Raw genomic sequence first — 24,356 nt, 5'->3', positions numbered from 1 at the left:
TCTAAGCCCATTTTTGAATGGATTGATGCACTCCGAGCATCACACATCTGTCCAGCTGATGACTTCGAGCAGCCTTCCCAGCGCAGGGTTCCGGATCTCGCGGTTCCAGATGGCATAAAGCTCGACGGCGTCGGGCTCGATATCGGCCAGTCTCAGGTAGGACACGCCCTCCACGCCGAGAAGGCTGGATGATTCGGGAACGAACGCCACCCCCCTGCCTGCTGCCACCAGCGCAACCATCGTGAGAATCTGGCTGACCGTGTGAACCACATTGGAGTGTTCCACCGGAACGTGCCGGACCACGAGGTCATAGAAGTACCGGGCGTGTGTGGGCGAATGCATGATCAGCGGCACGCCCTTCAGATCCGACACGGTCAGTGACCGGTTCAGCCGGTCGAGCTCATGACCGGTCGGCACAGCGAGCTGCAGGTCCTCGGTGAAGAGGAGGTGCGACTCGAAGGTGTCAGCGTCGAAAGCCGGCCGTGCGAGCCCAAGATCGAGGTCGCCGTCGTTAATCGCCGCCACTTGCTCGCCGGTGACGAGTTCCTGAAGTTCGACGTCGACATCGGGCAGTTCCGTTGCAATCTCGGTGAGCAGCGGGCCCAGGAGGCTGAACCCGGAGGCCGCCGTAAAGCCGATCCGAAGCTGCCCGGACTTGCCCGCGGCGATGCGACGCGCCGTCGTCGGCGCCCGTTCCGCTGCCACGACCAGCTTCCGCGCTTCGGCGAGGAAGGCGCGGCCGGCCGCGGTGAGGGAAACCTTTCGGTTGTCCCGCTCCAAGAGTTCGACGCCGATGCTGCGCTCCAGTTTCTGGATCTGCCGGCTGAGCGGCGGCTGGGTCATATTGAGCCGCTCAGCCGCGCGTCCGAAGTGAAGTTCTTCGGCGACTGCGACGAAACTGCGCGCTTGGTCGAGCGTAAACATAATGCCCTCCGGGTATCACTCCATGCATATATGGGCTTGGACATGCATCATAGCCCGTCCCTAAGCTCGAGCTTGGGTCGCAAGTGAGTGCCATCACAGAACGTCCGCATAACCGATCAAAGATTCATAGTAAGAACAACGCCGTTCCCGAACGAGGAGTACAAGCCGTGAAAGCATCACCTACCCGCCGCACCCTGATAGCCACAACCGCTTCCGCCGCCGTGCTGGCGCTTTCAGCCTGCGGCGGCAACGTAGGTGGCGGCTCAGCGAACACCGAGGAATACCCGAGCGGCCCGGTCACCATCACGGTTGGGCAGGATGCCGGTGGATCAACGGACCGCATCGCCCGCGCGATCGGTGAAGGAATGGCCGAAGACCTCGGCGTTGCAGTGCCCGTAGTCAACAAGGCCGGAGCGAACGGAGCCCTGGCCACCAAGGAAGTTGCCGGCATGGAGGCGGACGGGCACAACCTCATTCTCCTCAACGCCTCGCTCATCACCATCACTCCGCTGGCCGTCGGCGAGGACGAGGCAGTCAATCTCGACAACCTCGATGTCATCGCAGGTCTCTCCCAGGACGACTACGTACTGGTCGCCAGCCCGGAGTCCGGCTTCGAAACCCTCGCTGACATCCAGGCAAGCAGCGGCGAGCTGAACTTCGGCACCACCGGCGTAGGCACCGGCTCACAGCTGGCGCAGGCAGTGCTGTTCGCACAGGCTGAAATCGACGGGACGGCTGTCCCATTCGATTCCGGTTCCCCCGCGCTGACCGCCGTCATGGGCGACCAGGTCGACGTCGCGACCATCCAGCTCGGCGAAGCGCTCCCCCAGATCGAGGCCGGCACCGTCACCCCGATCGTCACGTTCGCCGAAGAGCGCAGCGAATTCCTTCCAGACGTCCCTACCGCCATCGAAGAAGGGTACGAGGTTCCCGTTTCGCAGTACCGCGCCCTCGCAGCGCCCAAGGGCCTGCCGGAAGACGTAAAGGCACGCCTGGTGGAGTCTGTCGAGACCGTCCAGGCCACCGAGGCCTACCAGACCTTCAACCAGGAAAACATTCTCACCCCCTGGGAGGTTTCCGGCGAAGAGGTTGTCGAGGAATGGGAAGCCCTCGCTGAGCAGTACAAGGCTCTTGTCGAGGAATACGACATCTCGCTCTCCGGCGAGTAATCCCTTGCCCACCTGTCCCGGCCGAGACAATCAGCTGAAATGAGCATCGCCATGAGACGGAAGCGCGACGAAGCCGAACCCGGTTCGGAAGCTGGCAAGGATGTCATCGCTGCACCGGACCTGACGCCTGAGGAACTCGCTGCCGAATGGGCGGCGGAGTCCCCGCCGCCGGCCGGGCCGATCGCGAACCTCGCCGCCTCACTGGTGGCGGCAGGCGTCGGCGTCGCAGGCATGGTCATCGCCGTCGGTCTCGGCCTGGGCACACCGGGCGACCCGAGCCCCGGAACGTGGCCGTTCGTCATCAGCCTCGTCATCACCGTCCTCGCCCTCGCGCAGCTGCTGGTCGGCCGGCGCGGGGGCGTGGACGGGGAGAAATTTTCGCCTCTGTCCCGGATGGCCGGTTTCGGCTTCGTCACGCTGCTGGCCATGGTCGCGTTGATGCCCGTCATCGGCTTCGAAATTCCGTCCCTGCTGCTGTGCTTCGTCTGGATGAAATTCCTCGGCGGTGAAACGTGGCGCTCGGCGACCATCTACTCGGTGGTGGTCGTCGCAGCCTTCTACGCAATCTTCATCCTCGCCCTGGGGACTTCGATCCCCCACCTGTTCTAAGACTTCTTAGACCAAAGGACCTGCAATGGACTTCCTGAACCCGGTCATTGACGGCTTCGGCGTCGTCGTCGACCCGATGAACCTGCTCTACTGCCTGCTCGGCGTAGTGATCGGGATGCTGATCGGCGTCCTGCCCGGGCTTGGCCCAGCAGCGACGATCGCCATCCTGCTCCCTCTGACCTACGGCGTCGAGCCCGTCACCGCGATCATCATGCTCGCCGGCATCTTCTACGGCGCCCAGTACGGCGGAACGATCACCTCCGTCCTGCTGCGGCTTCCCGGTGAGGCCAGTTCCGTGGTGACCGTGTTCGACGGCTACGTGCTCGCGAAGCAGGGCCGCGCTGGTACCGCACTGGGTATCGCGGCCATCGGTTCGTTCATCGGCGGCACTGTCTCGATCATCGGCCTCACGTTCCTGGCGCCGCTGGTTGCAAGCTTCGCCCTCGATTTCGGACCGCCCGAGTACACGGCGCTCGCGCTGGTGGGCATCCTGCTGGTCTCAACGATCAGCGGCGGTACCCGCATCAAGGCGCTGATCGCGGCCTCGATCGGGCTTCTGCTCGCGACGGTTGGCCGTGACGCGTTCACAGGCGCGGAGCGCTTCACGTTCGGCAGCCTCAGCCTGGCGGACGGCATTGACTTCGTTCCCGTTGCGATGGGCCTGTTCGGCGTTGGCGAGATCCTCTACAACCTGGAGGAGCGTCACCGCGCCGCGAGTGCGCCGGCGAAGGTCGCCAACGTGTGGCCGTCACGGGCGGACCTTCGGCAGTCCTCGGGTGCTATCGGCCGCGGCTCAGTCCTTGGCTTCTTCCTCGGCATCCTGCCCGGCGGCGGCGCAACAATCTCCTCGATGGCGGCGTACGCCGTCGAAAAGAAGCGGGCAAAGGACCCTTCCCGGTTCGGCAAAGGCGCCGTTGAGGGCGTCGCCGGTCCGGAAACAGCCAACAACGCCGCTGCCACCAGCTCGTTCATCCCCCTGCTCACCCTCGGCATCCCCGCGAACGCCACCATGGCCATCATCTTCGGGGCGCTGCTCATCCAGGGCGTCACGCCCGGCCCACAGCTGATCTCCGAGGACCCGGAGCTGTTCTGGGGCGTAGTGAACTCGATGTACATCGGCAACATCCTGCTGCTGATCCTGTCCATTCCGCTGGTGGGCCTGTTCGTGAAGATTCTTCGGGTCCGAGGCGCGATCCTCGCCCCAATCACCGCCCTCATCACGATCCTGGGCGCCTACACCATCCGCAACTCCATGTTCGATGTGCTGCTCGTGGTCCTCTTCGGTGCCCTCGGCTACCTCATGAAGAAGTTCGGCTTCGAACCGGGCCCGCTGGTACTGGCTTTTGTCCTCGGCGCCCTGCTCGAAGACAACCTCCGGCGCTCGCTGCTGGTTCTTGACGGCGACGTGTCCGGCTTCCTCAGCCGCCCCATCTCCGCAGTGCTGCTGGTGATCTTCGTCCTGGTTGCCGTGCTCCCCATCATCAAGTCGGCCACAGCGAAGCGCCGCGACCGTAAACCCACCCGCGTCAGCGCGGATTCCTAGGAGATATCGATGAGCATCATGGTTGGTTACGTGCCCACTCCTGTCGGCGAAGCTGCAGTCACCTCGGCCATCAGCGAGGCGAAGCTCCGAGACGAGGAGCTCCTGATCGTGAATTCCGTGCGTGAAGGTTCGCGGGTGGACAAGTCGGTTGCCAGCGAGGAGGACCTCGCGCGTTTACGGGCATCGGCCGACGACGCCGGCATCACCGCCCGCATTTTGCGCCCCTCCTACAGGGATGACCTTGCGGACGAAATCCTGGAACTCGCCGTCGAGCACGATGTGTCACTGATCGTCATCGGCCTGCGCCAGCGCACCCAGGTTGGCAAGTTCATCATGGGTTCGCACGCCCAGCGGATTCTGCTGCAGGCGGACCGGCCGGTCCTCGCCGTGAAGCCGGACGGGCGCGACTGAGGCGCGCTGCCGCCGTCGTCGTCGTTCTGGTTCTTCCTGTCCGTCTCCGTGTCTCTCACACCCCCGCCCCGCCCCTCCTTCACTCCACCCGCGTCGATTTCGTGCAGGTTTGACGGTCACCGCTGCTCAATCCTCGGCGTGTCTTCACCGACACGCCGATCTGCGGCTTCAAACCTGCACGAAATCGATCCTCTGCCAGCTCAGTTTCTAGAAGCTGCAGCTCTTGGGATCAAATAATGTTCGTAGGCATACGCCACGATCTGCATGCGGTTCAGGAGCGATAGCTTCTTCAGGATCGACCGGACATCCGACTTCACCGTGGCTTCTGAGACGTACACTCTTTTCGCGATATCCGCATTGCTCAAGCCCTTGGCAACGAGCAGGAAAATGTCCTTCTCTCGAGGAGTCAGCGCGGCTATTGCCTCGAGCTGCGGAGTTGGTTCCCGAGCGGGCCCAGTGTCAGGCGCATGGGTGAACAGATCGTGGGTTGCTTCCGGTGCTATGACTGCGAAACCTGAATTCACTGTGCGGATCGCTGCGAGCAGGAACTCCGGCTCGGCACTCTTGAGCACGTACCCGCTCGCACCCGACCGGATAGCGTCAATTGCTGCCCGATCCCGGTTGAACGTGGTCAGAGCAATGATCTTCGGGCCTTCATGGCCTGCTTCTTGCCCGGCCGTGATCGCCGATGTTGCCGCTATTCCATTCATTACCGGCATTCGCAGGTCCATCAGAATGATGTCCGGGCTGTGTGTAGCAGCAAGGGCAACAGCTGCCTCGCCGTCGCCCCCGGTTGCGCACACGACCATGTCCTGTTGTGAATCGATGAGCATCTGAAGACCGGCACGGAACACCGGCTGATCATCGACGACAGCTACCCGGATCGGCTCTGCTTCCCCCATCATGCGTGATCCATCGAAGATGCCATCGGCTCAAGGTAGGTATTGCTCACAAGCCTGTACGGGATGAACACGGTGACGCGGAAGCCAGTGGAGTCCGGTTCCGCAGTGAGCCAGCCACCTGCCGTGCGCGCCCGGTTCTTCATTCCCGCTATGCCGCGTCCTTCGCCAAGCGGCGCGATTGTGCCGGTTTCGCGATCGGATGTGCTCGCGGTGATGATTTGAACCGACAGGCCCGGCCCGCTCCAGTCCATGCCTACCGTGACGTCTGCTCCTGGAGCATGCCTGATTGTGTTGGTAAGGCTCTCCTGGATGATGCGGTAGATCGACAGTTCCTGCGCCTCCGTGAGCTTCCGGTGATTACCGTCGTCGGTGAAATCCAGCCTGAGCCCAGCAGTACGCATCCTTGTCACAAGTTCTGAGAGATCGGCGACTCCGGGTTGTTGTTGACGCTGAGGCAGATCATCGCCGACTCCATCGATCACAAGTTGAGCTTCGACCAACGCGTGTCTCGCTGCTTTGGCGATCTCCTCCAGAGACGTCCTCACCGGCGAAGTTAGTCCCTCGCTGGCATACCGCGCACCATCTGCCTGCATGGAAATGACAGCGAGCGAGTGCGCCAGCACGTCGTGCAGTTCCTGGGAGATACGGCCGCGTTCCCTTTCGAGATTCAGTTCTACCTCAGCTGCCCGAAGTTCCTGGTCAGCCTTGGCACGCTCGGCTAGAAAGCCCTTTCGGTCGCCCAACATCCGCAGCAGAAAGCCCGCGAGCCAGATACCCAGCATCACAATCGAGAACCGGATGAAACCTGCAAGCCACCCATCCAACAGCTCCAGAAATGTGGGACTCCACCAGAAGTTGGCGGAATAGCGCGAGGTATACAGCCCGGATGCCAAGGATGCAAAGAGGGTAGCTCCCGCAAGGCCGACCATCCGCACGCGGGAGCACGAGCTGTTTCCCATGAAGAAGAACACGAGACCGAACCCACCGTAGGTGTAGGTGTCATCCGCCGCCGTGAAGATGAACGGCCAATAGAATTGTGACAACAAGAGCAGCCCGGCGGCCGTTAGTGCGTGCAAAGGGAACCGTTCGGAAAGCGCAATCGCGACGGCGAGGAGCAGGGCTGACAGGACGCCCGGCACAGCTTGTTCGAACTCGGTGTAGGTGGGAATTGCCCGCGCGGACCACACGAAGAAGAACATCGCGCCAAGCAGAATCGCGCCCAGACGCCGCACGGCGCGCATCGAAAAGTTCATGTATTCACGCTATGCCTTGGCTTCCGATCCGTACGCCCAACCGCTCCGTTTCCCACCCGGACCGGTGGGCGTTCTAGCCGAAGGGGTGGAGTTTGCCGCAAGTGCATGTCGCGGTCACTGTGGTAGACCCCGCGACGATATAAGCCTTGAGATCGACGGGTCAGGAACCGCCGTCGATCAGTTCGGCGATCACGTCTGCGAGTTCACCAACCGGCCGCCTGCCGTCCAGTTCGGTGGTGGCCCCGCGTCGTAGCAGTGGTTCGACGGTTTCGAGGTAGGCAGCGATTTCCGCCCCCTCCTGCTCTGTCTTGCCATAGGGATTGTTGGTGCGGTTCTTCACCCGCTCGAGCAATACTTCCAGCGGTGCGCTCAGCAGGACGATGTGATCGAAACGGTCATAAAATTGCCCTTGATTGTCGACGGTGCCGCTGACGACGACGTTCGCGGCTTCGGCGAGCAACTGGTCCATCCGGGCTTCGTCCCACGTGCCGTCGGGCAGCTCCCAACCGTCGTAATCCGTGTCAACCGTGAAGTAACCTCGCTGACGAAGTTCCTTCAGGACTGTGCTTTTGCCGGTTCCTGACATCCCAGTAAGCAATACGCGCGCCACGATGCCGACTGTAGCCCAGCGCGGTGCATCTCGCCCTAATTGAACACCGACCAGCAGATATCGTTGCGCAACCTCTGATCATCCAGAACCAGCTCGTGTATCTCATCAGGAAGCTGGCGCCGCTGCCATTGGCACTCACGTTCGCCCGCTGCCGTGCTGAACTTTTCCGGCACATCAGCACGTACAGCCTTGATCGCGTAGGCAGCGGCGCCCAACTCATGCGCGGCAACGTGGGCAACCGCACCAGCCTGACCAGCAGTAAATGCGGCGTGACGTGCTGGGCCACGCAACTCCCTGGCTGCCCCCATCGCATGACCACCCGCCGCACGCGATTGCATCATGCCAACCTCACCACGCGTCCAAGCCCGAGCGTATTCAATGGCTTCGCGCGGCCGTGGGTCGCCGGGCTGGGCCGACTCAAAGAGATGGAGGACATGCTCCGCGCACGTCGCAGCCCACAGAGCAAGCAGTCGATGATCTTCATCCGTGAGGCTCCCGCCACGGCGAATCGTGACGAATCGCGGGTCCCGGACACTCGGAAGAATCATGAATCAAACACCCGATCGCTGGAAGAGCTGTGTGTGACGGCCAACCTACGAGACTTCACTTATTGCCGCCGGGCTTTGAAGATCATCACCGGGTCAGCCTCCTGAAATGGCTTCCTGATCCAACTCCCCCACACAATTTCGACGTCGAAACCGGCGGCGACCAGCGCACGCGTGATGCGTTCCCGGTCCCGGAACGCGAGAGTCAGGTTCTCGACCACATGATCGCCGGTGTCTTCAAAGACATTATGGAACGCAAGGGTGACTTCGCCGTTCCCATTGAGGTCGGAAACCTCCGCCCACTCAGTCAGCGGACCGTGAGGGGTGTCCCTGACCGTGCGATCGTCCAATTTCCAGGACTCCCACGCGCGCGCCTCCGGGTTGCGACTCTCGAAAGCGAGAACACCTCCGGGGCGCAGCGCCTGACGCAGGTCCGCCAAGGTGCGCGGCCAGGCGTCGCCGAGGATATGCTGCGCCACGTTCCCGGTCATGACGGCGTAGTCAGCGTCCCGTACGTCGATTCCGCCGGAATCACCATTAACCCAGTGAACAGAAGCAGCTCCTGGACGGGACCGGGCGTAATTGAGCATTGTCACCGAAGGATCCACCCCGAGTACGTGTCGCTCCCGTCCAGCCAGGCTCACAGTCAAGCTACCGGTCCCGCAGCCGAGGTCAACGATGGAGCGAGCATCGACTTCGTCAGCCAGGGCCCGATAGAGGTCATGATCCGCTCCATCCGGATTGTCGACGTCGTACAGGTCGATGAGCCGTGCGTCGTAATCAGCCATAATGCCGAGCCTACTGGTCGAGGAGGTGCCGCCGTCGTCGTCGATTCGGTGCAGGTCTGCCTGCCGGGAAAAGCGGAACCGCGGCGTGTCGGGGCGCACACGCCGGAGCGACCGCTCAAACCTGCACGGAATCGACAAGGGGAAGCGGACTACACGCCCTGGCCGGACTCCGCATCCAACCGCTGCCGCGACTGAGTGAGGTGCAGGCGCATGGCAGCGGCCGCAGCCAGCGCATCCCCTGCGGCAATCGCATTCCGGACGGCGCCGTGCTCTGCGGCGACCCGTTGCAGCCGTTCCGACTGTCCGCCGTCGGGGGCTGCCTCGAGCCGTTGCGGCGGCATGGCAATCATTGCCGGGCCGAGGGAGACGACGGCGTCAACGAAATACGCGTTCGAACTCGCCTCCGCCACAGCCCGGTGGAACGCGAAATCGCAGGACATCGCCGTAGCCGCATGGTTGCCCGCCGCATTGAAGGCCGCCAGGGCTTCATCCATGGCGGCAATGCGCTCGGGCGTGCAATGCACCGCGGCAAGTGCAGCCGCCTCAGACTCGAACCCGATCCGGAACGCCAGCAACGCCCGCCGTTCCTCAAGCGTGCGTGGACGCCGCATGCCGCCAGCTGACTCGTCGGACGCCGGCGGGGTCAGGGCAAAACTGCCGCTGCCCCGCCGCGTATAAACCAGTCCCTCAGCGTGTAGCCGGGAGATCGCCTCGCGAACCACCGTCCGGCTCACCCCGAACTCGGCGATCAGCAAACTTTCACTCGGCAGCTTCTCGCCCGAAGGAATGGTTCCGTCGACGATGCGGCGCCGGAGGCTTTCCACCAGGGAGGCGGCCAGGGTCAGTTTCATGGTCTCAATGCTGGCACGGGCTCAGCGCACGCCGAACTCAACGGTATCGGTGGTCCAGGCACGAGCCTGGTCGCTGAACGTAATGCCGAGCCCGGGACGATCCGGCACAACCATGCGGCCATCGCGGGTTTCCAGCCGCTCATTGAAGAGCGGATCCAGCCAGTCGAAGTGCTCCACCCACGGTTCGCGCGGGTAGGCCGCCGCGAGGTGCAGGTGTATCTCCATCGCGAAGTGCGGCGCCAGGTCCAGCCCGGCCTGATCAGCCAGTGTGGCGAGCCGCAGGAACTGAGTGATGCCGCCGACGCGAGGTGCGTCGGGCTGGATGATGTCACACGCGCGGGTTGCGATAAGTCGCTCATGCTCAGCGACGGACGCCAACATCTCACCCGTCGCAATAGGCGTATCAAGTGCGGCTGTGAGCGCGGCGTGACCCTCGGCGTCGTAAGCGTCCAGCGGCTCCTCAATCCAGACGAGGTCGAACTGCTCAAGCTTGCGCCCCATCCGCAGTGCCGTGGCGCGGTCCCACTGCTGGTTCGCGTCCACCATCAGCGGGACGTCCGGACCGATGTGCTCGCGGACCGCCGCGACGCGCCGCAGATCCTCGGCGGAATCGGGCAGCCCGACCTTGATCTTGATGCCGCCGATCCCCTCTTCGATCGACTGCGTGGCGCGCGCTTTGACCTCGTCAATAGAGGCATTGAGGAAGCCACCGGAGGTGTTGTAGGTACGCACCGAATCCCGGTAGGCGCCGAGAAACTTCGCGAGCGGCAGCCCGGCCCGCTTGGACTTGAGATCATAGAGCGCGACGTCGAGGGCCGCGAGCGCCTGCGTCGCAACCCCGGAGCGGCCCACCGAAGCACCGGCCCAGAGCAACTTGTTATACAGCTTCGCGATGTCGTTAGGGTCCTCGCCGATCATGCCGTCGGCCACTTCACGGGCATGCGCGTACTGCGCGGGTCCGCCGGCACGCTTCGAATAGGAGAAGCCGAGGCCGGAGTGCCCTTGCTCGGTAATGATCTCGGCGAAGAGGAAAACCACCTCGGTCATGGGCTTCTGCCGGCCGGTAAAGACCTTGGCGTCGGAGATCGGGGTCGCGAGCGGCAGCGTGGCCGTGGAGAGTTTGACGTGGCGGATCGCATCGGGCGAGTAAGTCATCACAGGCACCTTCAAGAGGACGGAACGGTCAACTTATCGTATATCTGTTCAACTTATATGACAAGTATGACAGCGGCAGCATTCCGTGCAGGTTTACCGCCTGGGGCGGCGCGTAACACGGCGTGTCCCGGCCGACACGCCGCTGAGCCGCCTCAGACCTGCACGGAATGGTTTTGCGAGTCGGCTGACCGAGACGCGCCACCACTCCTGCACATCATTGAAGTTCTCCACATAACGCCCAAGCGGGAACAACCGAACGCAGTCACTCGATGAAATTGCTGCATGCATGTACTCAACCAGCTACGCCATTCGGGCTCCGTTGCGCGCACCCGAGACCTCATCGGCTGGGGCATCACACCCTCGCAGCTTCGGACTGCAGTGGACTCCGGCGGCCTGCTTCGCATCCGGAAGGGACTCTATGCCTTACCGGACGCTCCATCTGAATTCATCGCAGCCCTGAAAATGAACGCGCTTCTTACGTGCGCGTCAGCGGCGAAACACCACGGTTTGTGGCTCCTCACACCACCTCCGAAATTGCACATCAGCGGAATCGGACGAAATTCGGGCGGCAACGTGAACCACCAGTTCCGCACAGTCAAAACGCATCCATCCCTTCCCTTGCTGGGTGTCGTCGATACTCTGGTCCACGCCCTGCAGTGCCTGCCCCCGATCGATGCCGCCGTCGTCGTCGAAAGTTCGCTCAGGCGCGGCGATACGGTCAAGTCCTTCATCGAACAACGCCTGCAAGGCAACCGGAACGGCAAAGCCCGGGCCTCCTTGAGCCTCGTGACGGGGTGCGCGGAGTCTGCGATCGAAGTCGTCGCTCGCATTCTGTTCCGTCAGGCGGGCTTTCATGTGGAGACGCAGGTCCGGATCGACGGCGTCGGCAGGGTGGACTTCCTGCTTGAAGGTTTCCTGGTCGTGGAGGTCGACGGCGATGAGTTCCACTCCGATCGGAAGGCTCGAAACCGGGACCGACGGCGGAACAACGAGCTGACCGCACGCGGATACTCGTACCTCCGCTTCAGCTACGAGGACATCATGTTCAACCGGGATTACGTCGTTTCGAGAGTCGGAACGGTGTTGTCGGGGCGTGTAATCCGGTAACGCAGAGACGATTCCGTGCAGGTCTGCCGGCCGGAGGGGCACATCCAGCGGCGTGTCGCGACAGACACGCCGCTGGACCAGTCCAGACCTGCACGTAATCGAACCAACCGCCTAACCAAGAAGCACCCGGGCGGTTAACTGCAGCGGCCGGCCACCCTGTTCGGGCAACCGGCCGCTGAGTCTCAAGGGAACGCGTTATCCGCAGTTGAACTTCGCGTCGCCCCACACGCCGTGGGCTCCGTTGATGCTGCCCGGCGCCTGGACGATCAGGTCCACGTACTGCACGCCGGTCAGGTCAACGTTCACGGATTCCGGCGCAAAGCCAGGGGTAAAGGTCCGTGACTGGTACTGGTTCGCGCCGTCCGTGTCCACCTTGAAGATCACGTTTCCGTTGAATCCTGCTTCGAGGCCAACCTCAGAGGTGAAGGAGGAGCACTTGCCGCCAACGTAGTAGGTGATCTTGGACAGTGCGTGCACGCCCAGGCCCTTCTCGTAGGTGGGCTGCGTACCCGTGGCCGGATCGGTGTAGTTGATCTTCAGCGGCTTGTCAGGGGACGACGCCGAATCCTTGTTCACCACATCCTTGCCGATGACTCCGTAGCCGTTCGTTGCACTGATCCAGTTGAGGTCCGAGATGAAGGCTGTGGACTCCGGTGCAGGCGGCAACGGCTGCTCAACAATCTGCCAGTCGAACAACTTCACCCTGCTTTCGGTGGGAAGGTCCACCGAGGCCAGCTCCTTGCCCGGGTTCAGCCTAACGAGGTTCGAGTAAACCTGATACCCGTAAGTGGGGTACTCGTACACATCGGGGTTGTTCGAGTTGTTCCTGCCCATTGACCTGATGGCAACCTGCGCTCCACCAAGGGATCCCTGCGGAAGCCAGTTCGGGAAGAAGACGTTAGCCTTCTGGACCGTGCCGTCGGTGTAGGTCAGGGTGAGTTCGGGATTCACACCCGAACCGCTCGCAGCGGTACCGAGGATCGCCAGGTGCGTGCCCTGACCCTGCAGCGCAATGGTCTGACCTGCAGGTTCAACCGAGTTCGGCTCGCCAACTGGTGTAGGCCACGTGTAGTTGATCGCCGAATCACCTTCGCCGACAGTGATGGTCGCCCCCGGCGTCGCACCGGCTGCAGCGAGCGCATCAGCGGAGAAGGTAGCCCCGCCGCCGTCGAAGTTGCCGTTCGCCGCGGTGTTCAGATCTGTGATGGACACCGCGTTGAATGCACCCTGCAGCGAACCGTACGCAACGTCCAACTGGTTCGCTCCGGATACGGACCGCTCTGTCTTGCTGACGTCCTTGTAATCGGCGCTTACCCGAAGGGTCTGCAGCCCGGCTGCGGCGTCTGACGATGGCGTCACCACGAACTCCGCCGTCACGGATTTACCGGGGTCGACCTTGCGCGCTTCGGTACCGGAGCTCTCCAGAACCTCCCAGCCCTCGGGCAGCTCTGGGGTGAGTACGACGTCGAACTTGGGTTTGGTGCCTGCGTTGACGAACGTCGCGGTCACGGTGGTGTTGTTGCCCTGGAAGACCTGCTCCTCGAGTCCGACGTTCACCTGGGCGGCGAAGGAGTCAGCATCCTGGCCGCCCACCGCACTGGTGTTCAACAGGTTGATGGTTTCGCTGGCTCCGGAGGCGATCGGTGCAGTCTTGACTACAACCACTCCGCCCGCGGTCTCGGCGTCGTAGAACCAGCCGGACTCGACAGCATCCAGCTCAGCCTGGGAAGCGACCTTCGCCAGCTTGTCCCTGCCTACCTGCACTCCGCGCGGCTCGGACCCGCTGTGGGCCTTGACCATGTACGGACGGGCTTCAGCCATGCCGTCGTAGGTGCCTTCGCGCTCACCGATCGTGATCCTCACGGTTCCGCGCTTGCCTGCATTCGGCGCTTTCACGTCGAACTGCTGATTGCTGAACTCGCCGTCCTTGTACTCGCGGGTGATCTTCTCATCCTCATACAGGGTGAAGCTGCTCTCGCCCTCCGGGTACACCTCAAGGGTGATCGGGGAATCCTCGGGGACCAGCGACGCGTTGCGGGCCGTGATTCCTTGCGGAACCAGGGCACCGGAACGGACGAAGATCGGCAGTTGCTCCAGTGGAGCGGCAACACCGTTCAGTACCTGGCCGCCCTCGTAGATCTTGCCGGTCCAGTAATCCACCCACTGTTCCCCTGCGGGCAGGTAGATGCCGTTGCGGATGTCCGAATCCTTGAACACGGGAGCCACCAGGTAATCCTCCCCAAGGAGGAACTGGTTGTTGGCTTCGGCGCTGTAGGAGTTCGGATCCTGCGGGTACTCAAGCGCCATGGAGCGCATCATCGGCATACCGGTGGCGTGGGACTCCTGGGCCAGAGTGTAGATGTACGGCATCAGGCGCTGACGCAGTTGCAGGTAGTTCCGGTTGATCTCGGTTGCTTCCTCGCCGTACAGGTAAGGCCGCTTGTCCGTCGAGGCCCAGCCGCTCATCGAGTAGAGCGCGGGAGCGAAGGCCTTCCACTGCAGGTCACGGACGTAGCTCTCAGTGGAGCCGCCGAAGATTCCGTCAACATCGCCGGTAGTGAAGGCGAGTCCGGAATTACCTGCGCCGGTCAGCGCGGAAATCTGCCAGCGGACGGCGTCGAGGTTTCCGGAGTGGTCTCCGGTCCACTGCATGCCGCAGCGCTGCGACCCTGCCCAGCCTTCGACCATCAGCGAGTAGCCGCGGGCATCGGAGTACTGCTCGATCCCGTTGTACGCAGACTCGCAGCCGGTGAGGGCCTGGCGGTAGCCCTGGCCAACCCAGGCGACGTCGAGCTTGCGCATGCGCACACCGGCTTCGCCGACCTCGAACTCCTGGTTGGTCAGCGAGCGCTGGGTCCACAGGCCGGTGACGAGGCCCGTTTCTTCCTTGATCGCATCCACGGTTTCTGGAAGTTCGACGTACTCACAGCCGTAGCCGTCGTTGACGAGCATCCAGCCGGCGGGCATGTCGTGCTCCACGAATTCCTTCGCGAAGTCCAGCGCCTGCGGGGTACGCAGCTTGGCCGGATCCTTGTAAGCGGTGTAGGTGCTGTTACCGCGGTTGTAGCAGTCGGCGTCGCCGTACTCCAGCCCGTAGATCGGGGGAAGCATGGGGCGGCCGGTCAGCTGGGTGTAGGACTCCAGTGACTCTTTGTAGTCACCGACGAAGTAATAGGCGTCGAAGCGCTTCTCTTCGTGGGTGGTGGTGTTGTTCTTGAAGTCGTAGCTGCCGCGGGCAAAGGTGTTGCGGAGAACGCCGTAACCGTTCGAGGACATGTAATACGGCACCGCATTGGGGTAGCCGTCGTCGTCCCAGTCGAAGTTGCGGGCGATGTTGATGGTGGCATCGGTGTGGACGGAACGCCCGTTCTGCATACCGCCGCCGATGAACTGCTCACCCTCGTTGTCAGCAAGGTGCTGCGTTGCGGAGTTGCCGCCGAAGGTAATCGGGACCGCCTCTGCCCAGACCACTGAACCGTCTGCCCGCTTCAGCGTGGTCTTGCCGGTTGCCTTTTCGATGCTCAGCGTGATGTCGGCGGTCTTGAGCGTAATGACGTCACCGTCGGCAACGCTGACCGCGGCGCCGTCGAACGTCTCGGCGCCGACCACGATGTTCGCCGTGCGGGCGGGGTCATTCTGCGGCGTGTTTGCCGGATCGGTGAACTCCCCACTGGGATCCGCTTCGAGGCGGAAGTTCCGGTTGTCCAGGAAGGTCACGCGCATGGCGCCGTTCGCGGCGGTCAGTGTGACAACCGAACCTTCGTGCACCACGTCGGTGATGGCGCCGATCGGGGTGCCGCCGTCGTCGACCGCTACTTCCGGCGTGACTGGCTTGACGGCAATCGGGGTGGTAACCGACGTCGTCGTCGGCTCCGTTTCGTTGGCAAGTGCGGGTGCCGTGGCGATTGCCGGGATGCTGCCAAAGGCAAGCAACGCTGACAGACCGACGACGCCGGCACTCCGGGTGCGCTTCCTCGCGCCCCATGTAGTGCTCATGGTCATAATCTCAACTCTCGGTGCGGACGGTTTGATCTTTACTGATTGTTTGTGGTGCCCTTGATGCATTAATAGTCACTCAAAATGTGATCTGGGTCAATAGTGGACGCGAAAAAAGCCCCAGCCGAGCGGCAGGGGCTTCTTTCGTGGAGGACTTAGTCGACTTCGACGGGCGGGGCGACAATCACGTTTGTCCCCCGCTCCTCGAAGGCGCTGATCTGCTCCTGGGTGATGCCGCTATCGGTGATGAGGTTGCTGAACACATACCCGTTCATGGTGGCGAAGGACCGCACGCCGATCTTCGAGGAGTCAGCGACCACGTACGCAGCGAATGCCCGGCGTGCCACGAGTGCGTTCACCGCAGCCTCACCCTCGTCGCTGACCGTCGGACCCACTTCCGGGTCCAGGCCGTTCACGCCCACGAAAGCGAAGTCAAGGGCCACATTCTGCAGGATGATGTCTGTGTAAGGGCCCACCAGTTCGTAGGATCTCGGGTTGACGATGCCACCCGTCACCATGATCTTAATGTTGGGACGCACGGCCAGCTGGGCGGCAATGTTGATGGCGTTCGTGACGACCGTGAGGGTGGGCTTGTTGGAGGGCTCCATGAGGTCACGCCGCGTGCTGAGTACCGACGCGATCGCCGTGCTGGTGGTTCCCCCGCACAGTCCGATGACGGCCCCGCGCGGGATCAGTTCGCTGGCTGCCTGGGCGATGGCCCGCTTGTGCTCGGTCTGGTTGTCCTTGTTGTAGCGGACCGGTAGATCGTAGGCCACCGTCTCGATGGTGGCGCCACCCCGGGTACGCGTCAGCAGGCGTTGGGATGCAAGGCTGTCGAGGTCGCGCCGCGCCGTGGCCGGGGAGACCGCGAGCTTCTCCACGATGTCCTCAACCTCAACCTGGTTCGACTCAGCGAGCAGGTCCAGAATGGCGCTGAGCCGTTCGGCTCTCTTCATCGACGGGGCCTTTCATCAAATGTTCACTGCGCGGGCTCGGCGAACAGGGTCAGTAAGCGGGATACTTCAGAGACCATGGCCGCACGGCCGGCTCCGAGGTACTTCCTAGAGTCAACCATGCCCGGGTCATTTGCGAGCGCTTCGCGAACCGCCCGCGTAAAGAAACCGTTGAGGTGGGTCGAGACGTTGATCTTGGTCATGCCCGCGCGGATGGCCGCAGCGATGTTGGCATCCGCCACCCCGGACGATCCGTGGAGTACCAGGGGCACCGACAGTGCGTCCCGGAGACGTCCGATCAGTTCAAGATCCAGTTCAGCGCTGCGCTCTGTCATGGCGTGCGAGGAACCGACTGCGACAGCGAGTGCATCCGCGCCCGTCGCGGCCACGAAGTCCGCGGCTTCCTGCGGGTCCGTCCGGACTCCGGGCGCGTGCGCACCGTCCTTGCCGCCCACCTTGCCGAGCTCGGCCTCAACGTAGACCGAATTCTGGCGCGCATACTCCGCCACCCGCGCCGTAGTGGCGACGTTCTCCGCGAACTCAAGGTGGGCGCCGTCGTACATGATTGAACCGAATCCAAGATCCACTGCTGCCATCGCCAGGTCAGGATCCTCGGCGTGGTCAAGGTGTACGGCCACGGGAACGACGGCGGCGCGCGCCACCGCCAGCGTGGCGAGTCCCACCGGTTCAAGACCGCCGTGGTACTTCACGCAGTTTTCCGAGACCTGCAGGATCACGGGCAGGCCGGCAACTTCGGCACCGGCAACAATTGCCTCAGCGGTTTCCAGATGAAGCACGTTGAACGCGCCGATGCCGGTCCCTGCTGCGCTTGCCGCCTTCATGAGGTCGAATGTAGGTGTCAGTGTCACGTAACGTGCTCCGTCTCTTCCTGCGAGCTGACGTCCGCGAGGGAGATTCTGCTGATCTCCACCTGGCCGGCAAGCTGTGGGTGGCTGGGGTGGATTTCTCCGGCCGCAGGCATGAGTACTGCCGCGGCTGACCAGGAGGTGGCGTACCTCAACATGGCCTCTGGGTCTGTGATGTTGGCTGCCAGGAGAACGGCGATGGCGGCGACCGCGGCATCGCCCGCTCCGGTGGGGTTGCCCGCCAGGCGCTCCGGCAACTTCGCGTGCCACATGGTGCGGCGGTCTTCCGCGGTGTAGAGCCGGAGTCCGTCGGCTCCGCAACTGACGAAGAGCAGCTTCACTCCGCGGTCCAGCAGCATGCCGGCGGCCGTGCTGATATCCGTGACTCCAGTGGCTTCCAGCAGCTCGTGGTTGTTGGGCTTCAGCACATCGGCCCCGGCGTCGGCCGCTGCCAGAACCGCGCTGCCGGAGGTGTCGATGATGCAGGGCACGGCGTACGACGCCGCACGGGCAGCCAGCCACGGATAGAAGTCCTCGGGCGCCCCTTCCGGCAGGCTCCCTGACCCTATAAGGCATCCGGCCGCGGGAAGCGCCTCCTCGACGGCGGCGCGTAGTTCGCTCCACTCAGGGTCGGTGAGCGGTGCGCCCTGCTCGTTGAAGATACTCGTTTCGCCGTCCGCGGAGTCCACGAAGGCCATCGAGCGCCGGGTTGGCCCGTCCACCGGCACCAGCCGGTGCGGGACGCCGCTGCCGTCCAGCTCGGCCGCGAACTCGGTGCCCGAACCGCCGCCCACCGTCGTAATGGCGAGGGTGGAGTGCCCGGCCTGATGGATGACCCTGGCGACATTGATTCCCTTCCCGCCGGCCCGGCTAAGCGGGCGGGAGACGCGGTGTGAGCCTCCTGCGCTGATGCCATTCACCGCGTAGGTGAGGTCAACCGCGGGATTGGGCGTCACAGTGACTACCGGTCCGCGGAGGTTGTCGGCACCGTTCATGGACGCGCTCCGAGCAGGTCCTGGGCCTGCAATCCTGCGCCGATCAACCCGGCGTCCTGACCCATGCTCGCCGCCAACAGGCGCGGCCGGCGATGGAACGAAAGCCGCTCATCCACCGCAGCCCTCAGCGGCGCGAAGAGTTGCTCACCGGCCTGCGCCAAACCGCCGCCGATCACCACGGCCTCGGTGCCCAGGGTGGCGGCAAGCTGGCAGATACTGAAGGCAAGGGCGTTCACGGCGTCGTCAACAACCGCCTGGGCCTGAGCATCTCCGGCAGCCTGCAGCTGCAGCACTTCGCGCGCACCATTAACTGCTCTCCCGGACCGTTCTGCGTACCTGCGGGCTATCGCGCCGGCTGCGCCAACTGTTTCAAGGCATCCGTGCGCACCGCACCGGCATGGTTCCCCGCCGGGCACCTCCGCGTGCCCGATTTCCCCGGCATATCCGCCTCCGAGGATCCGCTGACCACCGCAGAAGACGGCGCCTGCAACGCCTGTACCGATAATCATGACGACGACGTCGGCCAGCCCCCGTGCCGCACCAATTCGGACCTCGGCATCACCGGCGGCACCGACGTCGTGCCCGAAGGTCACGGGCAGGCCGGTGGCGGCTTCCAGGCGTTCCGTGAAGGGGTAGTCACGCCAGCCCAGATTCGCGGAGAAGATGCCGACGCCCTTGCGTTCATCGACGAGCCCCGGAGCAATGAGGCCAATAGCGCGGACCCGCTTGTGCGGCCAGGCCGCACGGTATTCTCCGAGGATCGCTACGACGTTCTCAACCACCGAGTCCCCGGCTTCCCCGGGCCGCAGCACTGTTGGCCGGCGCTGGACACCCTGGAGCTGATCAGCCGAATCAAGCAGGGCTGACTTCGTGTCAGTACCTCCGACGTCGATGGCCAAAATGGCTTCGTCAGGGGCCAGGACCGGCCCCTGATGAGGACTCGTCGGTTCAGAAGGGATCACCCAGGCAAGTTTAGCCATCCAGGATAACCGAGCGTGTGAGGTTGCGGGGTCGGTCAGGATCAAGGCCGCGGGCAAGCGCGCGGTCAAGGGTGACCTTGTGGACGCGGGCGAGCTCGGCCAGCGGGTGGCGTGCTGAGGAGATGAACTGGGCTCCGGTGGCCACCACATCTGCTGCCAGACCATCCACGGCGGCGCCGAACAACCAGACAACCCGCCCAGGCGAAGCAATGGAAATGGGCCCGTGGCGGTACTCCATTGCCGGATAGGATTCGGTCCAGCCCTGCACGGCTTCCCGCATCTTCAGCCCGGCCTCGTGCGCCAGCCCCACAGTCCAGCCGGTGCCGAGGAAGGAAAACTGCTCGGCGTTCAGGAGGTCGCTGGACGTCTCCTCCGCGAGCACGGCCTGGGCGTCAACGATCGCACGATCAATATCCTCACCGAGGGAGGCCAGCAGGTAGACCAGTGCCGAGGTTGCGAAGCGCGTCTGCACCACCGATTGCTCATCCGCGTACGGAAGGCCGATCACGCGGTCCGCGAGCCCATTGATAGGCGAGGTGACGTCCCCGATCATCGCCACGCTGGGGATGGCGCCGCGATACTTGTCAAGCAGGTGCAGGACCTCGGTGGTAGTTCCCGAACGGGTAATCACCACGATTGCGTCATAGCCGCGCACGGCGAGATCCGGTGCTTCGGAGGCTGCAAAGGCGTCAGTCACACCCTTGCCCGCGGCCTCACGTGCCACAGCGTAGGCCTGTGCCATGAACCAGGACGTCCCGCAGCCAATGACCGCGATGCGCGCACCGTCGGCGGGCAGCAGATTCTCTTCGGCTGACTGCCGGGCAGCAGTCTTCCAGACGTCCGGCTGGGAAAGGAGTTCAGCTTCCATGTGTGCGCCGGGCTGCACTGCAGAAAGTGGAGCAGTCTGCTGGGTCATAGGTTCTCCTGAAGAAATGTGACGGATGATCGAAACTGGTTATTAGTCTGCCGTATCAATCATTTCTAGTCTACCGCACGTAGATGAAACTTCATCAAATCGTGTTGTTGGACCGCCGGAAAACTGTAACTCGCAGGGATCCCGGCAAGTTGGATGGAGCCTACCGGCTGCGCCCCGTGATCGAACGTGATGGCAGTTGCACGCACATTTGCCTGCACTGCTGGCCGCACCGAGCGGTTACACGCGGTCGATCAACCGCTCAATGCCGTCGAGCGCCCGCGGCAGCGCGAAGTTGATTTCGTAGTTGGGGTCCGTAGACGCAGCCATTTCGGGGTCGGCGAACACACTCAACACTTCGGGGAAGACTTTCGGATCCAAAACACTGAAGAGCGCGCGCACGTACGCGTCCCCGCCCTCATCGGTCAGATTCATAGGATTGGTGGCGAGGTCCCGTTCAAGCCTGGACGTTGTGGCCACCAGGTTGCTGATCATCAAGGCCGCACCGAGCTTGTCCGGAGCCCTCAAGCCTGTTTCCCGCAAAGCGCCAAGCAGCTGCTCCAGCCACTTCAGCTGGCCTGGCGTGGATGGCATGTGACTGATGGGAATATCCAGCACCCAGGGATGCCGTCGATACCGCGCGCTGGCCTGTGCGGCCCATTCGAGGCAACGGTTTCGCCAGCCTGCAGAGGTGGACGGCGTGGGGGCTCCAAAGGCGGCGTCCTGCATCAGGACCAGCAGTTCTTCCTTCGACTCCACGTGTCGATATAGCGACATCGTGGTGAATCCCAAGGCCTTGGCGATGCGGGCCATAGTCAGCGACCCAAGCCCCTCAGCGTCCGCAACGTCGATACCGGCCTGCACAATCCGTTCGACGTTCAGATCCGCCTTGGGTCCACGGGCCGCCTGCTTCTGAAGGCCCCACGCCTTGAGGAAACCCGGTGGAAGAACGCCGTCGGGCAGGGCGGAAGCGGCCAGTTCGTTCTGCTCCAACGGCCAACCCCTTCAGTTGCTTGCAAATCGATCCTAACAAACAGTGTGCGGCGTAAGCGTAAATGTGTATTATATAAACTGTATATCAAATACACACCTCCCAAAAGGAGCCTCTCATGTCCGCTCTCGCCAGCACCGGAAGGCATTCGCAGGATCCCGTCCTGTGGGCGCACGGGATCCATAAACGTTTCGGCGCCCACAGTGTGCTCAGCGGCGTGGATCTTGACCTCTCCAGCGGCGAAGTTGTCGCCCTGCTCGGCCCCAACGGTGCCGGAAAGACAACGTTGATCAACATCCTCAGCACGCTCATCAAGCCCGATCAGGGAACAGCCTCGATTGCGGGGATCGACCTGCTGGCTAACCCAACCAGCGCCCGCAGGCACTTCAGCCTCACCGGGCAGTACGCTGCGCTGGACGATTTCCAGTCAGGCCAGGAGAACCTCATCATGATGGCGCGGCTCTCCGGGCTGACGAAGGGGCAGGCACGGGAGCGGGCAACCGGGCTCCTCGAAGCCTTCGACCTCACGGGGACAGGCACTAAGCGGGTTTCCACCTATTCCGGTGGCATGCGGCGTCGGCTGGACCTCGCGGCCGGCATCGCTGCACGGCCGGCCGCGCTCTTCCTCGATGAACCGACCACCGGTCTCGATCCGCAGAGCCGGCACAGGCTCTGGCAGGAAATCCGGCAATTGGCGCAGGACGGAACGGCGATCCTGCTGACAACCCAGTACCTCGAGGAAGCGGACCAGCTCGCGGACCGGATCCTCATTTTGAACGGCGGCGCTCTTATTGCAGAGGGCACAGCCCGGGAGCTGAAAGGCTTGCTTGGAAACATCCACCAGGTCCGGTTTTCCTTCGGCAGCCAGGAGGACCTCGACAGGGCCGCCGCCCTGACGCAGCCAACCGCTGTTGATCCTGATTCCTGGTCACTCACCGTATCGACCACCGATACCGCCGCCACCATCCGCCGGATCCTCGGCGACCTTGCGGATGTAACCGTGGCGAACATCGCCATCCTGCAACCAACGCTCGACGACGTCTTCCTCACCCTCACTCAGCCTGCCCATGCGGAGCGAGTGAACCAGCCCGCCCGGCCCGCAAAGGAGCAGGTCCAATGACCACCACCACGCTGAACGTCCGCTCCGGAACCGCCGTCATGGTGGGCCGGGAACTCCGCCGCACAGTCCGCAGCATTGACGGCCTGGTGCTCTCGATCGTGCTGCCCGCGATGATCCTGCTGTCCTTCGTGGTGATCTTCGGCGGCGCCATGAACACCGGCACGGAGTATGTGGACTACGTGGTGCCCGCTGTGATTGTCCTGTGCGCGGGGTACGGTGCCGCGAACACGGCAGTCTCCGTGGCAACCGATATGACCACCGGCACCATCGGCCGGTTCCGCACCCTGCCTACCTACGGTTCCGCCGTCCTCGTGGGCCACGTCATAACCAGCGTCCTACGCAACCTTGCTTCCTCGGCCGTGGTGGTCGGTGTCTCCTTTGCGCTCGGCTTCAGGCCCTCCGGGAACGTGGCGGGCTGGCTGACGGCGGTCGGCATCCTGCTCGTGTTCGTAGTCGCGATGACCTGGATAGCCTGCCTCCTTGGCCTACTGCTCAGCCCGGAAGCAGCCAGCGGCTCCACCTTCCTGATGATCTTCCTGCCCTACATCAGTAGCGGGTTTGTCCCGGTCAATACGCTTCCGGAGTGGATCCGCGGCATTGCCGAGCACCAGCCGCTCACACCGGTAATTGAAGCCGTGCGGTCCAACCTGATGGGCAACACCGCGTACGACGACGTCTGGCTGGCTCTCGCGTGGTGGATTCCCTTGGGCGTGGCAGCGCATGCCGGCGCAGCTGTGCTGTTCCAGCGCACCCGGAAGCGCTAGCGGTACAGCTAAATAGCAGGAACCTCGCCATGGCGGGAGCGGTTCCCGTCGCCTTAGTGGGACTCGACGATGTCCTCGTTGCGGGCGAACCGGCGGTTACGCAGCACGGGAAGGAACTCACGCACCTCATCGATCCGGCGCCGGTTCACATCAGCAGTGACCACGCCGCGTTCCTCGTCGTTCAGGAAGACCTGCGGCACGCCCATTGGATCGAGGATGACGGAGTGGCCGATGGTGTGAGCGCTGGAGGTGCCGGCTGCCGCAACCCAGACCGTGTTTTCGATCGCCCGCGCACGCAGCAGGGTCTCCCAATGTTCAATCTTGTGGTCGCCCTTGAACCAGGCGGCGGGCACCAGCACGACGTCGGCCCCCTGGTCCGCGAGCGCCCGCGCGAGTTCCGGGAAGCGCAGGTCATAGCAGGTCATCAGCCCAACGGTAAGGTCGCCCACCGGCACCACCTTGATGCCGCCGTCGCCCGGTTTGATGCGCTTGGACTCGTGGTAGCTGAAGGCGTCATAGAGGTGAAGCTTGCGGTACGTCTCAACGATCTTGCCGGTCGAGTCAATCAGCACGAGCGTGTTGTACGGGCGCTCCTCGCCGCTGGCTTCGTAACCGCCGGCGACGACGGCGATGTTCAGTTCCGCCGCAAGGAAGGATAGCTGCTGCACGAAACCGGACCAGTTCGCTTCCACCGCAACGGCCAGATCCCCGTCCACCTTGCCGATGGAGAACATTGATTCCTCGGGGAAGACGATCAGCTGCGATCCATCAGCGCTGGCCTGCCGCGCAAGTTCCCGCATGGTTTCGATGTTGGCCAGGACATCGCCGCCCGGCCTGAACTGTCCGACGCTGATCTTCATCGTGAGCCCTTTCGGGTAGGAACTGGGGCTGATTCAAGCGTACCGAACCCC

Annotated in this window: 23 protein-coding genes; 7 read left to right on the top strand and 16 right to left on the bottom strand. The window is 63.2% G+C overall.

Annotation, left to right across the window (positions count from 1 at the left end):
- Positions 1-39 precede the first annotated feature (39 nt).
- Positions 40-924 carry a LysR family transcriptional regulator gene (locus tag BJ994_RS00380; RefSeq protein WP_167990257.1) on the bottom strand — a complete coding sequence of 295 codons (885 nt, stop codon included), beginning with the start codon at positions 922-924 and terminating at the stop codon, positions 40-42.
- Positions 925-1,091: 167 nt separating this feature from the next.
- On the opposite strand from BJ994_RS00380, the gene BJ994_RS00375 reads away from it, so the two are divergent.
- From BJ994_RS00375 to BJ994_RS00360, 4 genes are read left to right on the top strand one after another with little or no spacing between them, the layout of a single operon-like run.
- On the top strand, positions 1,092-2,093 hold the full coding sequence (locus BJ994_RS00375; RefSeq protein WP_167990254.1) for a tripartite tricarboxylate transporter substrate-binding protein: 1,002 nt from the start codon (positions 1,092-1,094) through the stop codon (positions 2,091-2,093).
- Positions 2,094-2,132: 39 nt separating this feature from the next.
- The gene (locus tag BJ994_RS00370) at positions 2,133-2,702 is read left to right on the top strand and encodes a tripartite tricarboxylate transporter TctB family protein (protein WP_245192214.1); all 570 of its coding nucleotides are present in this window, start codon (positions 2,133-2,135) and stop codon (positions 2,700-2,702) included.
- Positions 2,703-2,727: 25 nt separating this feature from the next.
- The gene (locus BJ994_RS00365; RefSeq protein ID WP_167990251.1) at positions 2,728-4,245 is read left to right on the top strand and encodes a tripartite tricarboxylate transporter permease; all 1,518 of its coding nucleotides are present in this window, start codon (positions 2,728-2,730) and stop codon (positions 4,243-4,245) included.
- 9 nt (positions 4,246-4,254) lie between these two features.
- Complete coding sequence (locus tag BJ994_RS00360; RefSeq protein WP_167990249.1) at positions 4,255-4,656, top strand: universal stress protein; 402 nt, start codon at positions 4,255-4,257, stop codon at positions 4,654-4,656.
- Positions 4,657-4,856: 200 nt separating this feature from the next.
- Here BJ994_RS00360 and BJ994_RS00355 read toward each other — a convergent pair whose 3' ends face one another.
- The 7 genes from BJ994_RS00355 to BJ994_RS00325 all read right to left on the bottom strand — a co-directional run bounded on the left by BJ994_RS00355 (position 4,857) and on the right by BJ994_RS00325 (position 10,760).
- Entirely contained in the window at positions 4,857-5,561 is a 705-nt protein-coding gene (locus tag BJ994_RS00355) for a response regulator (protein WP_167990246.1), read from the bottom strand.
- Complete coding sequence (locus tag BJ994_RS00350) at positions 5,558-6,811, bottom strand: sensor histidine kinase (protein ID WP_167990244.1); 1,254 nt, start codon at positions 6,809-6,811, stop codon at positions 5,558-5,560. Before BJ994_RS00350 ends, BJ994_RS00355 begins: the two co-directional genes overlap by 4 nt.
- A 160-nt stretch (positions 6,812-6,971) precedes the next feature.
- Positions 6,972-7,421 carry an AAA family ATPase gene (locus BJ994_RS00345; RefSeq protein WP_167990242.1) on the bottom strand — a complete coding sequence of 150 codons (450 nt, stop codon included), beginning with the start codon at positions 7,419-7,421 and terminating at the stop codon, positions 6,972-6,974.
- Between the two features lie 35 nt (positions 7,422-7,456).
- Positions 7,457-7,969, bottom strand: coding sequence for a putative immunity protein (locus BJ994_RS00340; RefSeq protein WP_167990239.1), 513 nt, complete (start codon positions 7,967-7,969; stop codon positions 7,457-7,459).
- Between the two features lie 59 nt (positions 7,970-8,028).
- Positions 8,029-8,853 carry a class I SAM-dependent methyltransferase gene (locus BJ994_RS00335; RefSeq protein WP_342450197.1) on the bottom strand — a complete coding sequence of 275 codons (825 nt, stop codon included), beginning with the start codon at positions 8,851-8,853 and terminating at the stop codon, positions 8,029-8,031.
- Between the two features lie 50 nt (positions 8,854-8,903).
- Entirely contained in the window at positions 8,904-9,605 is a 702-nt protein-coding gene (locus tag BJ994_RS00330; RefSeq protein WP_167990237.1) for a FadR/GntR family transcriptional regulator, read from the bottom strand.
- A gap of 21 nt (positions 9,606-9,626) precedes the next feature.
- Positions 9,627-10,760 carry an L-talarate/galactarate dehydratase gene (locus BJ994_RS00325; RefSeq protein WP_167990235.1) on the bottom strand — a complete coding sequence of 378 codons (1,134 nt, stop codon included), beginning with the start codon at positions 10,758-10,760 and terminating at the stop codon, positions 9,627-9,629.
- Positions 10,761-11,042: 282 nt separating this feature from the next.
- On the opposite strand from BJ994_RS00325, the gene BJ994_RS00320 reads away from it, so the two are divergent.
- Positions 11,043-11,867: a DUF559 domain-containing protein gene (locus BJ994_RS00320; protein ID WP_167990232.1), complete on the top strand. Its 825-nt coding sequence runs from the start codon at positions 11,043-11,045 to the stop codon at positions 11,865-11,867.
- A gap of 195 nt (positions 11,868-12,062) precedes the next feature.
- Here the strand turns inward: BJ994_RS00320 and BJ994_RS00315 are convergent, their stop codons facing one another.
- The 7 genes from BJ994_RS00315 to BJ994_RS00285 form a co-directional block, all read right to left on the bottom strand.
- Complete coding sequence (locus BJ994_RS00315) at positions 12,063-15,863, bottom strand: NPCBM/NEW2 domain-containing protein (RefSeq protein ID WP_245192213.1); 3,801 nt, start codon at positions 15,861-15,863, stop codon at positions 12,063-12,065.
- Positions 15,864-16,018: 155 nt separating this feature from the next.
- A complete protein-coding gene (locus BJ994_RS00310) occupies positions 16,019-16,819 on the bottom strand; it encodes a DeoR/GlpR family DNA-binding transcription regulator (protein ID WP_167990227.1) in 801 nt (266 codons plus the stop codon).
- A gap of 23 nt (positions 16,820-16,842) precedes the next feature.
- Entirely contained in the window at positions 16,843-17,685 is an 843-nt protein-coding gene (locus BJ994_RS00305) for a ketose-bisphosphate aldolase (RefSeq protein WP_167990224.1), read from the bottom strand.
- Complete coding sequence (locus BJ994_RS00300; protein WP_167990221.1) at positions 17,682-18,677, bottom strand: 1-phosphofructokinase family hexose kinase; 996 nt, start codon at positions 18,675-18,677, stop codon at positions 17,682-17,684. Before BJ994_RS00300 ends, BJ994_RS00305 begins: the two co-directional genes overlap by 4 nt.
- Positions 18,674-19,639, bottom strand: coding sequence for an ROK family protein (locus BJ994_RS00295; protein ID WP_342450196.1), 966 nt, complete (start codon positions 19,637-19,639; stop codon positions 18,674-18,676). The genes BJ994_RS00300 and BJ994_RS00295 overlap by 4 nt, the downstream gene beginning before the upstream one ends.
- 10 nt (positions 19,640-19,649) lie before the next feature.
- Complete coding sequence (locus BJ994_RS00290; RefSeq protein ID WP_167990216.1) at positions 19,650-20,573, bottom strand: SIS domain-containing protein; 924 nt, start codon at positions 20,571-20,573, stop codon at positions 19,650-19,652.
- 237 nt (positions 20,574-20,810) lie between these two features.
- The gene (locus BJ994_RS00285) at positions 20,811-21,563 is read right to left on the bottom strand and encodes a TetR/AcrR family transcriptional regulator (RefSeq protein ID WP_167990214.1); all 753 of its coding nucleotides are present in this window, start codon (positions 21,561-21,563) and stop codon (positions 20,811-20,813) included.
- A 116-nt stretch (positions 21,564-21,679) separates the two neighbouring features.
- Between BJ994_RS00285 and BJ994_RS00280 the strand changes: the two genes are divergently transcribed.
- Positions 21,680-22,681 (top strand): ATP-binding cassette domain-containing protein, encoded by a 1,002-nt coding sequence (locus BJ994_RS00280; RefSeq protein ID WP_167990211.1) that lies wholly within the window; start codon positions 21,680-21,682, stop codon positions 22,679-22,681.
- On the top strand, positions 22,678-23,445 hold the full coding sequence (locus BJ994_RS00275; protein ID WP_167990201.1) for an ABC transporter permease: 768 nt from the start codon (positions 22,678-22,680) through the stop codon (positions 23,443-23,445). Before BJ994_RS00280 ends, BJ994_RS00275 begins: the two co-directional genes overlap by 4 nt.
- A 53-nt stretch (positions 23,446-23,498) precedes the next feature.
- Here the strand turns inward: BJ994_RS00275 and BJ994_RS00270 are convergent, their stop codons facing one another.
- Complete coding sequence (locus tag BJ994_RS00270; RefSeq protein ID WP_167990199.1) at positions 23,499-24,305, bottom strand: carbon-nitrogen hydrolase family protein; 807 nt, start codon at positions 24,303-24,305, stop codon at positions 23,499-23,501.
- Between the last annotated feature and the right edge of the window lie 51 nt (positions 24,306-24,356).

This window comes from Arthrobacter pigmenti (assembly GCF_011927905.1).
Classification (GTDB): Bacteria; Actinomycetota; Actinomycetes; order Actinomycetales; family Micrococcaceae; genus Arthrobacter_D; species Arthrobacter_D pigmenti.
This window is presented reverse-complemented; position numbering and strand designations above follow the sequence as displayed.